Origin of the sequence: Streptococcus iniae (genome assembly GCF_030732225.1) — a bacterium.
GTDB classification, from domain to species: Bacteria; Bacillota; Bacilli; order Lactobacillales; family Streptococcaceae; genus Streptococcus; species Streptococcus iniae.
The window spans coordinates 843,186-858,554 of record NZ_CP132230.1 but is presented as its reverse complement, the minus strand read 5'-3'; the positions used below and the strand labels follow the sequence as shown (position 1 = coordinate 858,554).

Here is a 15,369-nt window from a genome sequence, read left to right as displayed (position 1 = left end):
AACCTTTCTTAAACCAATTCAGATAAGAAACTGTTTCCAATCATTGCTTTGTCAACACCAAAGTTTTCAGCAACTGTCGCTGAAATATCAGCAAAATGCCCTTGAGAAATCAAGCCATTAGCTTTAAATGATGCTGAGTAAGCCAACAATGGGATATACTCACGCGTATGGTCAGTACCAACATAAGTTGGGTCGTTTCCATGGTCTGCAGTGATAAGAAGTAAATCATCTTCTTTCATGTTTGCGATAATTTCAGGCAAACGTTGGTCAAATTCATGTAAGCAATCACGGTAGCCTTCTGAATCACGACGGTGACCATACATAGCGTCAAAATCTACAAGGTTAGTAAATGAGAAACCTTTTGTGAATTCAGGCAACTGTAATGTTTTAATCAAGGTATCAACACCATGGCTATTAGATTTATTGTGGCCCATATCATTAGTAATTCCAGAACCGTTGAAAATGTCATTGATTTTTCCGACAGCATAAGTTGGAATACCTGCGTCAGCCAATTTATTCAAAACAGTATCTTGGAAAGGTGACACAGCATAGTCATGACGGTTTGAGGTACGTGTGAAGTTTCCTGGATCTCCCACATAAGGACGTGCAATAATACGGCCTAAAAGCGCTGGACGTTCTAAAGTGATTGAACGAGCATATTCACAAATACGGTAAAGTTCATCTAAAGGAATGATGTCTTCATGAGCAGCAATTTGTAGAACAGGGTCCGCTGATGTGTAAACAATAAGTTCACCAGTTTCCATTTGGCGAGGGCCAAAGTCATCAATAACAGCTGTTCCAGAATAAGGTTTATTTGCTTCACGGATTACCTTACGGCCAGAAAATTCCTCAATTTTTGTTAAAATGTCTTCAGGGAATCCGTCCCAGAAAGTATCAAATGGTTCTGTAATGTTCAAGCCCATGATTTCCCAGTGACCTGTCATTGTATCTTTACCAAGTGATACTTCTTCTAATTTTGTAGCATAGCCGCTTGGGTTGTCTTCAGCAGGTACTGTCTTTAAGGCTTCTGGACGAGGGATATTTCCTAGACCAATTTTAGCCATGTTAGGAACTGACAATCCTACAGTTTCTGAAATATGGCCAAGAGTATCTGATTCTGTGTCAGCCACACCTGCATTAAAGAATTTATCTGAATCTGGTGCAGCACCAATTCCGACAGAATCTAAAACGACTAAGTGAATACGACTAAATGTTGACATAAGTCTCCAATCTAAGGGAGGTTACGGTTGGCTCCCTAAAACCTATATAATAATACTGCTAATTAAGACTCTTTCTTTTTATTAGCTTCTAAAACCTTGACGCCATCTTTTCCAGCCACAATAACTTTATCAACCATGCCATTAAACAGACCATGTTCAACAACACCAACGGTTCGATCAAGCATGTCACCAAATGCAAATGGATCCTCAATACATTTTAGATCTAGGTCAATGATGAAATTTTGCATATCAGTTACTAGACGATTGTCACCTTTCATTCTAAAAGAAGGTTTAAATCCCTCTTTTTCAAACACACGAAAGAGACGCTCTGCTCCATATTGAATGACTTCAACAGGAAGCTTAAAGGCACCTAAATGGTTGACCATCTTGCTTTCATCAACCACCCAGATATAGTCATTGGTTGGTGTAGCTACGATTTTTTCCATCAAGAGTGCTGCTCCGCCACCTTTAATGCCATTAAAAGCTTGGTCCACTTCGTCAGCGCCATCTACAGTCACATCAATGCTATCAATCTCATCAACTGATTTTAAAGGAATGCCAAGCTCTTGAGCTTGTTGAGTGGTCACACTTGAAGTCGTAACCCCAACCACTTGGAGGCCTTCTTCATTGATACGTCGTCCAATTTCCTCAACGAAATAATAAGCCGTTGAACCGGTTCCCAAACCGACAACCATTCCATCTTCGACATACTGCGCAGCTGTTACACCCGCAATTTTTTTTAGTGCTTCCATGATTCCTCCTAGAAAATAAAATTGAGTCTTTAGCACCTTATTATACCATGAAAGCGCCAACTTGTTAACGGAAATCTCTAACTTTCTAAGAAAATTTATAAAAAGCATCCCCTGTTCTTAGAGCAAAGCCTTGCTTTCTCTTGAGACTTATTCTAAAATAAAGGCATGAGTATAACTAAAGAATTTGATACAATTACCGCTATCTCCACTCCTCTTGGTGAGGGTGCCATCGGCATCGTCCGACTTTCAGGTACAGATGCCCTAAACATTGCTAAAAAAGTTTTCAAAGGAAAAGACTTGGCTTCAGTTGCATCCCATACCATCAACTATGGGCATATTTGTGACCCTATGACACAAAAAGTTATTGATGAAGTCATGGTTTCTGTCATGTTGGCTCCTAAAACCTTTACAAGGGAAAATGTGGTCGAAATTAATACCCACGGTGGGATTGCTGTTACCAATGACATTTTGCAATTACTGATTAAGCACGGTGCTCGAATGGCAGAGCCTGGAGAATTCACAAAGCGTGCTTTTTTAAATGGTCGCGTGGATTTAACCCAAGCTGAAGCTGTCATGGATATTATCCGTGCTAAAACTGATAAAGCCATGAACATTGCTGTTAAACAACTAGATGGCTCCCTATCACAATTAATTAATAGTACCAGACAAGAGATTTTGAATACCCTAGCTCAAGTTGAAGTGAACATTGACTATCCTGAATATGATGATGTCGAAGAAATGACAACAGCTTTGATGCGTGAAAAAACACACGAATTTCAGACACTGCTTGAAAACTTACTAAGAACTGCAAAACGTGGGAAAATCTTAAGAGAGGGACTCTCTACTGCTATCATTGGTCGTCCAAATGTTGGAAAATCAAGCCTTCTTAACAACCTACTTCGTGAAGAAAAAGCTATTGTTACAGACATCGCTGGTACAACACGTGACGTCATTGAAGAATATGTCAACATCAAAGGCGTGCCCCTAAAACTAGTTGATACCGCAGGAATTCGTGAAACCGATGATTTGGTTGAAAAAATTGGTGTTGAACGCTCTAAAAAGGCTTTAGGTGAAGCTGACCTTGTACTGCTCGTTCTTAACAGCTCTGAACCACTAACTGAACAAGACAAAGCACTTCTTGAACTCAGCAAGGGCTCAAATCGCATTGTACTACTTAACAAAACAGACCTTCCTCAAGCTATTGAAACTGAGCAACTTCCTGAAGATTGCATTCACATTTCGGTCTTGAACAATGACAATATTGACCTTATTGAAGATCGTATTAATCAGCTTTTCTTTGATAATACCGGCCTTGTCGAACAAGATGCCACCTATTTATCAAATGCTCGCCATATTTCATTGATTGAAAAAGCTGTTGAAAGCCTACAGGCTGTTAATGAAGGCCTCGCACTAGGAATGCCAGTTGACCTCTTGCAAGTTGATTTAACAAGAACATGGGAAATCCTCGGAGAAATCACAGGAGAAGCCGCCCCCGATGAATTAATCACCCAACTCTTTAGCCAGTTCTGTTTAGGAAAATAAAAAAGTCCAGTGGACTTTTTTATCCCGAACCTAGAAATTGAAAAGTGAGGCTAAAAGTCCAGTGGACCTGATTTTTCACTTATTTCTTGAAAATCAGCATAAAAGGGTTACCAAACCTTTTATCTATCCCAATTCTAAAACAAGATGCCTAATAGAGACCACGCAAAAATGAACCCTTTCGAGTTCATTTTTTTATTTTATTTAATCAATTCATAGATAGCTTCTGCATAAATAGCAGCTGAGCGGAAGATATTCTCTAATGGCATATACTCATTAGCTTGGTGCATGGTATTTTCATCACCTGGGAACATGGCTCCAAAGGCAACGCCACGTTCAAGGAGACGTCCAAATGTCCCTCCACCAATGACTTGTTCATAACCTTTAAATCCCGTTTGTTTTTCATAAACAGCAAGGAGCGTTGAAACCAATTCATCTTCCATTGGCACATAATGTGGTGTATGCTCGTGCTCTGATAAGGTGACTTGCGTAATGCCTTTTAGGTTTTCCAAGCCAGCCTTGATAACAAAAGAATCAATCCCTTTTGGATAACGGAAGTTAAGGGCAATAGTATTGTCATTTGAGTTAGCATCAAATGAGAAGACGCCAGCATTCATGCTAAGGGCACCCATTTTAGCATCAGAAAAGGCTAAACCAAGTTTTTTAGCATCAAAATCCTCATGTAAAGTGTTTCCAGCAATACTTAAGAAAGCTTTTGCAGGTCCTTCAAAGGCAAACTGATTTAGGAATTTTGCTAAGAATGTTGCACCATTGACACCAGCTTCTGGTGTTGAGCCATGAGCCGATTTACCAATGACTGTAAGCTCAACCTTATCATCTAATGCTTTTAGTGAACCTTTAAGATTGTTTTCTGATAAAAACTGTGTGAGTGCAGCTTCTAAAACATTGAGTGGGTGAGATGCAGTGATTACTGCTGTGGCAGATTCAGGCACCATATTATCTCTTAACCCACCTTTAAAGCTATGCAGAGCAAAGGCACCTGTATTTTCACCTTCAAAATGAAGGTACTCCGTGATATTACCTTTTTCCCCATTGATGATTGGGAATTCTGCATCAGGCGAGAAGCCAAAGTCTGGATTTTTCAAGCCATTATGTGCAAAATAGTAATCCATGTCTCCCCAACCAGATTCTTCATCCGTTCCAACAATAAAACGAACTTTTTTAGAAACTGGCAAGTCCAATTCTTTGATGATTTTAAGAGCATAGTAACACGCAAGTGTTGGTCCTTTATCATCTGATGAGCCACGCGCATAAATTCTATCATCTTTAATGACTGGTTCATAAGGATCCGTGTCCCAACCACTTCCAGCAGGGACCACATCTAAGTGACCAAAAATACCAAGAACCTCATCTCCTTGACCAAATTCAAAATCACCTGCGTAATTATCAATGTTACGGGTTTTGTAGCCATCGCGCTCAGCCATTGCTAAGAAATGTTCTAAGGCTTTAACAGGCCCAGGACCAAATGGCTGTTTGTCATCCACTTGACTGTCATCGCGTTCTGAATTAATCCGTAATAAACTGATTAAATCATCTAGCATGACTTCTTTTCGTTTGTCAACTTCTGCTTTAAAATCAATCATTCACTGTCTCCTTATCTTTAAATGGGAATAAGTTGTATCATCAATACAACTTATACTCTCACTAATTCATTTATGGCTATCATTATAGCATGTTTGCATTAAAATTGCTTAGAAAATTAACGACGCTCAATTAACTCATCAACTGGAAGACGATAAGTAGGTTCTGGTTTATCATCGCTGTAACCAACAGTAATTAAAATTTCTGGTCTAAAACGAGGATCAATATCCAAAATGTCGTTAGCTGTTGCTTTATCAAAACCTAAAATCATGTTTGAAGCAATTTTTTGGTCAGTCAAAGCCATCACAAGATTCATAGCAACTAAACCTGTATTAAGTGACAAGTAGTCACTAACAGTCTTCTCATCAAACTGAGCATAGCGTTTTGGTAATGTTTCCATGTAATAAGCAATCATATCGTCTGGTAAAGATTTTGCGCCAATGCGAGCAATTTTACGAGAGCGTAAAGCTAAATCAGTATCTGAGAAAATGGCAACAACATATTGCGCTGCTTCAACTTGTACTTTATTGCTTAAAACCATGTCTTTTGCAAGGGCTTCTTTGTTATCTTCAACAATGACAAATTTCCAAGGTTGAATATTATTAGCACTGGGAGCTAAGGTTGCAATTTCAATTGCTGTGCGTAAATCTTTAAAATCAACTTTTTGATCATTAAATGTTTTGTAAGCATGTCTCTTTTTATTCAATTCTAGAAATTTCATCGTAAAACTTCCCATCTATTTTTTATTCTGTAACAGCTTTATTTTACCATTTTTTGAAACTGTTTTCATTGTTTTTTCTGCTATTTAAAAAACTTTTCCCATTTTAGGTTAAACTTGGTTAAAATGGTCTAAAATCGCTTGCGCAACTCTCTCAGGAATTCCCAAATTCCTGATATCGTCAACACTTGCTTGACTAACAGCAGCCATATTTTTGAAATGCTTAAGTAAAATCTGCTTGCGCTTTGGACCAAGCCCTTCAATCCCATCAAGTTTTGAGGAGAAAGAATTCTTGCTTCTGAGCTGACGGTGGAAAGTAATCGCAAAACGGTGCACTTCATCTTGGATACGGTGCAATAAGAAAAATTCTTCTGAATTTCGTTGTAACTCAACTACTTGTAAGGGATCACCGTAAAGCAATTCATGTGTTTGGTGCTTATCATTTTTTTGCAAACCAGCAATCGGAATTGATAGACCAAGTTGATGATGAACAATTTCTTTAGCACTGCTCACTTGTCCTTGTCCACCATCAATGAGAATTAAATCAGGTGGAGCTGTCTTTTCTGTTAGCATTCTACTGTAGCGTCTGTGTAAGACTTCACGCATGCTGGCGTAGTCATCTGGTCCTATAACTGTTTTTATCTTAAACTTACGGTAGTCTTTTTTACTTGGTTTTCCATCTTTAAAAATAACCATTGCAGCAACTGGACTGGTTCCTTGGATATTAGAATTATCAAACGCTTCAATTCGACTTGGCCTTTCTATGCCAAGCAGCTGCCCTAAATTCTCAATAGCACCTTGGGTCTTTTTAAGGTCTTTTTCTAAAAGGTCAAATTTTTGCTGAAGGCTAACACGTGCATTTTTTGTAGCTAGTGACACCAACTGCTTCTTTTCTCCTCTTTGAGGCTTAATGATTTTACTAGGTACAATAGCTTGAGCCAATTCCAAATCAATATCACTTGGGATAAAGATTTCTTTTGGAAGGAAATGCCTTTTATCTTGGTAAAATTGCCCCATATAGGTTAAAAAATCATCCTCAGCATCATTATAATACGGAAACATATTAACATCACGTTGAATCAGTTTTCCTTGTCGAACAAAGAATACCTGAACACACATCCAGCCTTTGTCTACATAATAACCAAAAATATCCCTATCTTTTAAGTCTTTACTCATGACACGTTGCTTGGTTCTCATCGTCGCAATGCCAGAAATCAAATCACGATATTCTGCTGCGCGTTCAAATGCCATATCCTTTGAGGCGGCCAGCATTTTTTCTTTTAAGTTATTAACAATCTTATCATCTTTACCATTTAAGAACTGTTTAACATCTTCGACCAAACTATCCCAGTAAGCTTTGTCAGTTTGACAAATACTATGGGCATGGCATTGGCCGATATGATAATAAAAACAGACTTTGTTCAATGGGTTTTTACATTTCTTAAAAGGAAAAATACGGTCTAAGAGTTTTTTAACCTCATTTGCTGTGTAGGAATCTGGATAGGGACCAAAGTACAAACCATCATTCTTTTTAATCTGTCTCGTAATTAAGAGTCTCGGGAAAAGCTCATTTGTGATTTTAATAAAAGGATAAGATTTGTCATCTTTTAATTTGATATTGTATTTCGGCATGTTCTCTTGAATCAGATTAATTTCCAAGAGCAAGGCTTCTGTATTTGAGCCTGTTACAATGTATTCAAAATCCTCAATTTCTGAGACTAATATTTCTGTTTTGGTATCGTGACTTCCCCTAAAATAAGAACGGACACGGTTTTTTAAATTTTTAGCTTTACCAACATAGATAATAGTGCCATTTTTATCTTTATGTAAATAACAGCCTGGACTATCAGGAAGTAAGTCTAATTTGTGTTTGATCAGTTCATTCATGTTTTTATTTTATCAAAAAATAAGCTATTTGACTGCAAAAAGAGCTGGATAAGCCCAGCTCTTTTAAGCATTTGCATTTAGCCACTGCTAAACTCGTTTGAAATCTTTTAACACAAACAAGCTATCTGATCCACTTATTTTTTAGGCCTATAAACCAAATGCTCATTGACAAAGGCTGTGAAGCCGAGTTCACTTAATTCACGGCCATAACCAGAGTTTTTAATGCCACCAAATGGTAATTCTGGTAAACTAGTCCAGCCTGAATTAATAAAGGACATGCCCGTTTCAATCTTAGCAGCAACTGCTTCAGCATGTTCTTTGTTACTACTAAAGATTGTACCACCTAAGCCATAACTTGAATCATTAGCAAGTTCAATAGCTTCTTCTTCTGTGGCCACTTTATAAATTTCACCAACAGGTCCAAAGATTTCTTGATAGTAAATGGGGTTATCTTTTGTCATTCCAGAAATAATGGTTGGCATAACAAAGTTACCAGGATGATCAATAGCTTCACCACCATAAATCAATTCTGCCCCATTATCCAAAGCTAATTGAATTTGAGCCAAAACATCTTCCTTGGCTTGTGCAGATGACAAGGGAGCCAATGTGGTTTCTGGATCCATTGGATCACCCCATTTAGCTGTTTTAAATGTGTTTGTTAAGAGTTCAACAAAACGGTCATAATCTTTTTCAAGAACGACAAAACGTTTAGATGAGGTACATACTTGACCTGCATTGTAAAGGCGTGAGAAGAAGAGGACATCTGCTAATTGATTCCAATCAGCATCATCTAGAATGATAAAAGCATCATTCCCACCAAGTTCCATTGTTGTTTTCTTAAGGTTTTTACCAGCAACTTCAGCAATAGAAGCACCGCCTCGTTCAGAACCTGTTAGACAGACACCAACCACGCGTTTATCTGCAATAATGTTAGAGACTTGTCCATAAGATACAAAAAGATTTCTAAAGGCTGCTTTGTCGGCACCTGCTTCACTGACTAATTCTTCAAAGGATTCCGCAGAGCGTGGACAGATAGACGCATGTTTTAAGACCATTGGGTTTCCAACAATAAAGTTTGGTGCGAAAACACGCATGATTTGATAGTAAGGAAAATTCCAAGGTTCAACTGCTAAAACAACACCCGTTGATTGTTTAAGAATATAAGCTTCGCCGGTATCAGTCTCGAGAGTTGTTGATGTTAAGAACTCATCAGCCTTATCAGCATAGTAATCAGCAATATCAGCACATAAATCCACTTCACCTTGAGCTTCCGTGAACAGTTTCCCCATGTCTTTGGTCATGATTTCAGCATACTTATCACGGTCACGGCGTAAGATAGCTGCTACTTCTTTCAACTGAGCTTTTCTGTCTTCCAAAAAGTCATCCTTACGCCATTTCTTATAAAGCAAGTGACCTTCTTGTAAAATAGCTTCTACAGCTTGATCCGTTATGTTATCATACTCATGAAGCACTTCATTAGTGCAGGGATAAATCGTTTTATAAGCCATAAATAAGCCTCCTCATATAATAGTAATTTTAGTCTATCAAATTTTGGAAACGATTTCAAAAATATACTATGCCAATTTAAATGTCTTAGCATTAATGTAAAATCAGACTCAAAAGACTCTTATAATCCTTAACTTCATAAGTCGGTTGAGCCTGTGACTTATTGACAAGATGATTTGGATTATACCAAACCGTATCAATTCCAGCAGTGTTGCCTCCTAAAATATCAGCTGTCAGGCTATCGCCAATCATTAAGGCACTGCCAGAATCAAAGCCTGGAATTTGCCTTGCCATCCAATCATAAAATGCTTTGTCCGGTTTTTGACTGCCTGATTGTTCCGAAATAAAAACCTTTTTGAAATAAGACTGAATATCAGAATGGTCTAGACGGCCTGTTTGAATGGCAGTTATCCCATTTGTTGCCGCATAAATATCACATCCAGCAGCTTGAAGGGCATTGAGCAAGTCTGCTGCTCCTTCATAGGTTTGTCCCTGATTTTTCAAATGCTTTTGATACTTTTTGGCCAGTTCACTACCATCAACCTCTTGTCCAAAATGCTCAAACAATTTGGCAAAACGCGTTGAAACCAACTCTGCCTTAGTCAATTTTTTAAGCTCCAAATCACGCCACATGGCTTTATTCATTGGTTTATAATAGTCTTTGTAGGCTTGAATGTCTTCAACCTGACATTCCATTAAAAGCTCCGATAAAGCAGTTTCTTCAGCCACATCAAAATCCATTAAAGTATGGTCTAAATCAAAGAGCAAATACTTGTAATTCATAATAGATTCCCTTCTGTTTTCAATTCTAATCATTTTTAAAGTGTCATTATTATAACATAAGTCTCTAAACTGGTTACTTAGTAGCATATAAAAAACGATCAAAAGAGATCGTTTCTGGTATTATTTGCTTTTCTTTTTAGCAATAAGTTGGTCTAATGATAAAGCACCACTTCCGGTAAAAATAAATAGGAAGAATACTAAGGCATACAAGGCTGCTAACTCCCCTTTATTAACATAGGGCAAGAAGATATTACCAGCAAAACCATGAAACATAAAATAAGCCACTGCCATTTGTCCTGATAATAAAAATGAAGATAGGCGCGTGAACAAACCAATCATGACAAGAAATCCTGCCACCAATTCAATCATACCGCCAACCCCTATCAAAGAAGTAAGTGCAACTTGTCCACCAAAAACCCCAAAAACTTTATCCAATCCATGGGTTAACATCATGTAGCCTGCTGCTAATCGAAGCAAGGCTAAAGCATAAGGTTTATAAGATTCTAATTGTTTTTGCATTATTTTCCCCCTCCAGCTTCTTTTATTACTAACTATTAGTAATAACATCTTTAGTCTACCGGAATTAAGGATTGGCTGCAAGATTTTTGCTTACCACAATAATTGTCTTAATAAAAAACCTTGACTGATTGTGTCAAGGCCTTTGGAATGGGCTAATAAATCCCTCTAATAACTTCTACACGGCTAATAGATTCTCCATGCATTTTTTCAACCCGTAGGGCAACATTTTTCAAATAAACAATTGATCCTACAGAGATGGTTTGCTCATCTTCTTCTAGTTTTCGAGTCATAAAGCTTCTTAGTGTATCATCTTTTTCAGCCTTGATTTTAACATGGGCAATGATATTGACCATCTTAATTTTATGACTCGCACGAATAATCATCCGTGAAGCATCATCAAACTGGATGAATAAATAACGCCTTACTGCAAACAAAACAGCGACAGCTATTATCCCTAATAAAAAATCTGTCATGTTAGGATGATCAACAATTAATTGACGGGTAATGGCAAATAAAAGAACCTCAATAACTGTTCCTGGTGATGGTTTTGAAAGCATTTTAATAAGCTCGACGCCAACAGCCAAAGACATGGCACGGCCAAGAACTAGCTCAAACAGGTTATTGTTGTCAATCCTACTAGACATAAACCCCGCCAAATCACTAATAAGCGAAATAGCAAAGAAAATCATAGCTACTGTAAGAATAAAAGACAGGGCTAACTCTAAATAATGTGAAACTTCTGTTTCAAGATCTTGTAAAAATTTTCTCACACGGTCTCCTTTAAACTGTTTTGACACTAAACTGTCAAAAATTCTCTGCACTCTTATAGTATCATAAAAGTCACAAATACAATAGCAGCATAACTTCTTACCAAAGCCTTTAAAAAAAGAGACCTTTTGTCAGCTGGTTCTAACCCAACTACCGGTCTCTTGTATTTGGGGTAAGCCTTTTTCTTACCATGTGCCCATCATTAATTGCATCACAAGACTAACAAGTGTAATAGATAGCCAACAAATTGCCCCTAGGAAAATAGCTTGGCCTCCTGTTTTAATCAGTTTTGGAAGATTGCTATTTAAGCCAATTGCTGCCATGGCCATGACAATAAAGAATTTCGACAAGACTTTTAAACTGTCAAAAATTGCCATTGGTAAGCCAAATACACTGGCCAAACTTGTCACTAATGAAGCCAGTAAGAAAAAGATGATAAAGGTTGGGAATGCTTTTTTAAGGCTAAATTCTTGACCTCTAGTGCTCTCTTTTGCATGTTTAGCTTTATAGTAGGATAAAAACAAAGTAATTGGAATAATAGCCAAAGTTCTGGTTAATTTCACAATAGTTGCCCCATCCAAGGTATTTGAATGGTGCAGGGCATCCCATGACGCTGCTGTTGCTGTAACCGACGACGTATCATTAACAGCTGTACCAGCAAAAATAGCGAAACCATGATTCGATAAGCCTAAAAGCTGTCCAAGGCTTGGAAATAGCAGAGCTGCTAAGATATTAAATAAAAAAATAACAGAGATAGCTTTGGCAATTTCATCTTCCTTAGCATCAATGACTGGAGCTGTCGCTGCTATAGCTGACCCGCCACAAATGGAAGACCCTACCCCAACTAAAGTTGCCGTATTAATATCCAGTTTCAACTTTTTTTGCAAACAATAGGCGACTAACAAAGATGTTGCTATGGTTGATAGAATAATCGGCAACGATTCTAAGCCAACTGACATGATTTGTTTGAGGTTCAGTCCAAAACCTAACAGCACTACAGCAAATTGCAAAATATATTTTGAGGTGAAAGAAATCCCAGCCTGACTTTTTTCTCTCTTTTGATAAAACATTGCACATAACATGCCACTTAAAATAGCAAAAACAGGGGCTCCAATTAAGGGCAAATAGTGGCCCAAAAGCCAAGATGGAAGAGCAATTGCAAGACAAATAAGTATGCCTGGAATTTTTTCATTGATTGATTTCATACACTACTCCTTACTCGTCATCTATTATAACCCTTTTAGATAAGCATGTAAAATCTAGGCAAAACACGCAGAAAAAACGAAAAAAGCGAGGGAAATCCTCACTTATTATTAGCTGTAAAAAACCTCTTCCTGGCTATTGTTGCCGTCTACTTTAAAGTCAAGAGCTTTTAAAATGGCCATGTCCTTCTTTGAAATTTTAAAATCCAATTGCTGATTTGAAATCATGTGTTGTGGATTTTCTGTTTTTGGCAGGGCAACCATTCCAAGTTGAAGCACATACTGAATACATAGTTGAGCAGGGGTTACATGATAATGGTTAGCCATTTCTTTAATTTCAGGACTTTGTAAAGCTTGCTCATACACGATAGGAGAATAAGCTTCTAAAACAATAGCCTTTTGCTGACAATAAGAAATTAGCTCTAATGGGGTGTTCCCAATATGAGTCAAAATTTGATTAACAGCTGGCTTAATCCTAGCATGTTTTTCAATGGTTTTAAGGTCATCCATTAAAAAACAAGATAGCCCGATTGACTTAATTTTACCTGCAGAGTGAGCATCCTCAAGAGCTCGCCATACTTCTAAATGATTAGCAACTTTATGAGTAGATGCATTACCTGATCCTACTTGTGAACAGTGAACAAGCATTAAATCCAAGTAATCAAGGCCTAATTTTCTAAGCGAGTCATCAATAGATGCTACTGCTAGTTCATAATTTTGATGCTCAGCAGTCATTTTACTTGCGACATAGATTTCTTCGCGAGGCAAACCTGAAATAAAAAGACCTTTTCCAACACCAACTTCGTTACCATATGCCTGAGCAGTATCAATATGACGATAACCAAGTTTTAAAGCTTGAGAAACAAGAGATTCTGCTCGTGCATTTTCAACTAACCAAGTGTTTAAACCAAGTGCTGGGATTGCTAAACCATTGTTTAGCTTAAGTCTTTCAATCATCTTCCAACCTCCATTTAGCTTTATTATACCACTGGCCATGGATAGGAAGTCAAGCAGAAACCTTATTCTTCAGCTTTACTTCTTACTCTCCTTTAGATTTTGCTTTGGTTTTTTTAAGGTATTTTGATAAGGTCAGTTGGATTTTTTCTGTCACTTCTCGCTTGCGATAGCCTGTATAATCAATAATCAATTGCTGGACTGATTTCATGATAATACTTTTTTTCGACTGGTCAAGAGAATGCAAACTGCCTATAATTTGAAAGAAAGTAACAAAAGCCTTGTCATTCAATGTAAAGGCATTAAGGCTTGTAATACCACTTGAGATGAGGGCATCAAATAAGCTATCACAGACTAATTTCAAATCACGTTTTGATAATTGTTTCGTCCAATCCTTAAAAACCAACTCAAGGGTTTTACTTAAATGACTTGCTTGGGTTGCTTGTTCAAACTGCCCATCTAAGCTAACTTGCCAATTACAGGTTTTATGTTGCAAGAGTCCAAAAGAAGCACTTTTAACAATTCTTGGCTTGACATCACAATAGAGCATAACACCAACAACAGATTCTTGAGGCCTGATAACCCGTAGACGTTTACGGATAGCACGATAACCCTCTCTTTGCAAGAATTCTTCCGCCAGTCCTGGAGAATCTAACAAATAAATAACTGTTAATTGTTCCTGCAAGTCGCTGGCTAAAAATGCGGCAGCATATAAAGCCAAATGCCCTCCTTTGGAATGACCACTTAGAACAAGCTCTTTGTTTGGATGATTCATTAAGTAAGCATTGAGATAAGAAAGCGCTGAGCGATTAGCTGCAACTTCTTTCATATAGGTCAGTTTAAAATCTTCTTTCCAGCCAATCAAACTGTCATCTGTTCCTCGAAAAATCATTTGAGTGTGGTTTATTTCAGGAATGGTAAACACCATAGCCGCAAACTGTTTCTCAAATTCGGGATCAACTTCGTTGACATAATGTGACAAAGATAAGTCATTAAACCGTTTAGAATCTCTGATGGCACAAAAAAGTGCTACCCGTTCTTTGGTAATCAAAAAATTATAGACACTTGCTTTTGTGTCATCCTTGTCATTAACAAGCATCTTTGAAAGGTCAAAGACACCTGAGGCATCTACAGATTCCTCTACCAAATCATCAAAAGACAGGTATCCAATTTCATTGATAGCAGCAATATCCAATTCATTAAGGGGCAAACTATGAAAATCACGATGGCTATTAGCTTTAATGTAATCTATTAGTGTTGCTATTTTCGCACCTCTTTTCTTAACTATAATTGACCTGGTTTAAAAACATTACAAATGGGCATCCCCGCATTCTAGTAGCACTACTGATTATTCTATTAGTAGAGCAAAAAAATGGGCATAAAAAATTCAACTATTAAAGAAAATTACATCCCACATTTCCTGGCTTTACGGTGAACATGCTTGAATCACTACAGATTCCTCTCCATCTGTGTTTGTTGTGGGACAAATCCTAGCCTTTCATAAAATGCATAAGCCTCTTTATTGGCATTCCAAACATTTAAAGTCACCTGATAACAGCCTTTTTCACGCGCAAAATCCTTTGCAAATGCCATTAATTGACGACCAATCCCCTGCCCTCGATAATGAGCATTGACACATAAATCCTCTACATAGAGTACCTTTCTTGGAATGCGAACAGGACTCTCACTGACTTTGAATTGCAAAAAGAGATGCCCAAGCACCTTATCATGATCATCCGTATAAACATAAATGGGCTTATTAGGGTTATAAAGCAAAAGTTCCAGCTCCTTTGCATCAAATTTACCACCATCTGCCCTAAATAAATCCGGCCGAACCGTTTGATGGTGCCTCCTAATTTCCTCCAACAAGAGTAACAGTTCTGGAATATCATGTCGTGTTGCTAAACGTATCATTTTTT

Annotated in this window: 14 protein-coding genes; 1 reads left to right on the top strand and 13 read right to left on the bottom strand. The window is 37.7% G+C overall.

The window, feature by feature from the left end; all coding sequences use genetic code 11:
- Positions 1 to 8: 8 nt before the first annotated feature.
- Both Q9317_RS04150 and rpiA read right to left on the bottom strand, forming a co-directional pair.
- Positions 9 to 1,220, bottom strand: a complete 1,212-nt coding sequence (locus tag Q9317_RS04150) for a phosphopentomutase (RefSeq protein WP_003099315.1) — start codon at positions 1,218 to 1,220, stop codon at positions 9 to 11.
- Between the two features lie 62 nt (positions 1,221 to 1,282).
- Positions 1,283 to 1,972, bottom strand: a complete 690-nt coding sequence (rpiA, locus tag Q9317_RS04145) for a ribose-5-phosphate isomerase RpiA (RefSeq protein ID WP_003099312.1) — start codon at positions 1,970 to 1,972, stop codon at positions 1,283 to 1,285.
- A gap of 165 nt (positions 1,973 to 2,137) precedes the next feature.
- Here rpiA and mnmE point away from each other — a divergent pair, with 165 nt between their 5' ends.
- Positions 2,138 to 3,514, top strand: coding sequence for a tRNA uridine-5-carboxymethylaminomethyl(34) synthesis GTPase MnmE (gene mnmE, locus Q9317_RS04140; protein ID WP_003099309.1), 1,377 nt, complete (start codon positions 2,138 to 2,140; stop codon positions 3,512 to 3,514).
- Positions 3,515 to 3,711: 197 nt separating this feature from the next.
- On the opposite strand, the gene pepV is transcribed toward mnmE, so the two are convergent.
- The 11 genes from pepV to Q9317_RS04085 all read right to left on the bottom strand — a co-directional run bounded on the left by pepV (position 3,712) and on the right by Q9317_RS04085 (position 15,364).
- On the bottom strand, positions 3,712 to 5,115 hold the full coding sequence (gene pepV, locus Q9317_RS04135) for a dipeptidase PepV (RefSeq protein ID WP_003099306.1): 1,404 nt from the start codon (positions 5,113 to 5,115) through the stop codon (positions 3,712 to 3,714).
- A gap of 116 nt (positions 5,116 to 5,231) precedes the next feature.
- Complete coding sequence (locus tag Q9317_RS04130; RefSeq protein WP_003099305.1) at positions 5,232 to 5,834, bottom strand: nitroreductase family protein; 603 nt, start codon at positions 5,832 to 5,834, stop codon at positions 5,232 to 5,234.
- Between the two features lie 108 nt (positions 5,835 to 5,942).
- On the bottom strand, positions 5,943 to 7,718 hold the full coding sequence (uvrC, locus tag Q9317_RS04125) for an excinuclease ABC subunit UvrC (protein ID WP_305981581.1): 1,776 nt from the start codon (positions 7,716 to 7,718) through the stop codon (positions 5,943 to 5,945).
- Positions 7,719 to 7,852: 134 nt separating this feature from the next.
- Positions 7,853 to 9,226 carry an NAD-dependent succinate-semialdehyde dehydrogenase gene (locus tag Q9317_RS04120; protein ID WP_003099303.1) on the bottom strand — a complete coding sequence of 458 codons (1,374 nt, stop codon included), beginning with the start codon at positions 9,224 to 9,226 and terminating at the stop codon, positions 7,853 to 7,855.
- A 91-nt stretch (positions 9,227 to 9,317) separates the two neighbouring features.
- Positions 9,318 to 10,007: a pyrimidine 5'-nucleotidase PynA gene (gene pynA / locus Q9317_RS04115; RefSeq protein ID WP_003099302.1), complete on the bottom strand. Its 690-nt coding sequence runs from the start codon at positions 10,005 to 10,007 to the stop codon at positions 9,318 to 9,320.
- 120 nt (positions 10,008 to 10,127) lie between these two features.
- Entirely contained in the window at positions 10,128 to 10,526 is a 399-nt protein-coding gene (locus Q9317_RS04110) for a DoxX family protein (RefSeq protein ID WP_003099299.1), read from the bottom strand.
- 152 nt (positions 10,527 to 10,678) lie between these two features.
- Positions 10,679 to 11,296, bottom strand: a complete 618-nt coding sequence (locus tag Q9317_RS04105; RefSeq protein WP_003099297.1) for a phosphate-starvation-inducible PsiE family protein — start codon at positions 11,294 to 11,296, stop codon at positions 10,679 to 10,681.
- Between the two features lie 183 nt (positions 11,297 to 11,479).
- The gene (locus Q9317_RS04100; protein WP_003099294.1) at positions 11,480 to 12,499 is read right to left on the bottom strand and encodes a YeiH family protein; all 1,020 of its coding nucleotides are present in this window, start codon (positions 12,497 to 12,499) and stop codon (positions 11,480 to 11,482) included.
- Between the two features lie 108 nt (positions 12,500 to 12,607).
- Positions 12,608 to 13,453: an aldo/keto reductase gene (locus Q9317_RS04095; protein ID WP_003099292.1), complete on the bottom strand. Its 846-nt coding sequence runs from the start codon at positions 13,451 to 13,453 to the stop codon at positions 12,608 to 12,610.
- 82 nt (positions 13,454 to 13,535) lie between these two features.
- Positions 13,536 to 14,714 carry an Mbeg1-like protein gene (locus tag Q9317_RS04090; protein ID WP_031239425.1) on the bottom strand — a complete coding sequence of 393 codons (1,179 nt, stop codon included), beginning with the start codon at positions 14,712 to 14,714 and terminating at the stop codon, positions 13,536 to 13,538.
- 185 nt (positions 14,715 to 14,899) lie between these two features.
- Positions 14,900 to 15,364 (bottom strand): GNAT family N-acetyltransferase, encoded by a 465-nt coding sequence (locus Q9317_RS04085; protein ID WP_003099287.1) that lies wholly within the window; start codon positions 15,362 to 15,364, stop codon positions 14,900 to 14,902.
- Positions 15,365 to 15,369 lie beyond the last annotated feature (5 nt).

Coding starts and splice junctions, on each gene's coding strand:
- mnmE (WP_003099309.1), top strand. CDS start 2,138: ATGAGTATAACTAAAGAATTTGATACAATTACCGCTATCTCCACTCCT.
- uvrC (WP_305981581.1), bottom strand. CDS start 7,718: ATGAATGAACTGATCAAACACAAATTAGACTTACTTCCTGATAGTCCA.
- Q9317_RS04120 (WP_003099303.1), bottom strand. CDS start 9,226: ATGGCTTATAAAACGATTTATCCCTGCACTAATGAAGTGCTTCATGAG.
- Q9317_RS04110 (WP_003099299.1), bottom strand. CDS start 10,526: ATGCAAAAACAATTAGAATCTTATAAACCTTATGCTTTAGCCTTGCTT.
- Q9317_RS04150 (WP_003099315.1), bottom strand. CDS start 1,220: ATGTCAACATTTAGTCGTATTCACTTAGTCGTTTTAGATTCTGTCGGA.
- pynA (WP_003099302.1), bottom strand. CDS start 10,007: ATGAATTACAAGTATTTGCTCTTTGATTTAGACCATACTTTAATGGAT.
- pepV (WP_003099306.1), bottom strand. CDS start 5,115: ATGATTGATTTTAAAGCAGAAGTTGACAAACGAAAAGAAGTCATGCTA.
- Q9317_RS04095 (WP_003099292.1), bottom strand. CDS start 13,453: ATGATTGAAAGACTTAAGCTAAACAATGGTTTAGCAATCCCAGCACTT.
- Q9317_RS04100 (WP_003099294.1), bottom strand. CDS start 12,499: ATGAAATCAATCAATGAAAAAATTCCAGGCATACTTATTTGTCTTGCA.
- Q9317_RS04085 (WP_003099287.1), bottom strand. CDS start 15,364: ATGATACGTTTAGCAACACGACATGATATTCCAGAACTGTTACTCTTG.
- rpiA (WP_003099312.1), bottom strand. CDS start 1,972: ATGGAAGCACTAAAAAAAATTGCGGGTGTAACAGCTGCGCAGTATGTC.
- Q9317_RS04130 (WP_003099305.1), bottom strand. CDS start 5,834: ATGAAATTTCTAGAATTGAATAAAAAGAGACATGCTTACAAAACATTT.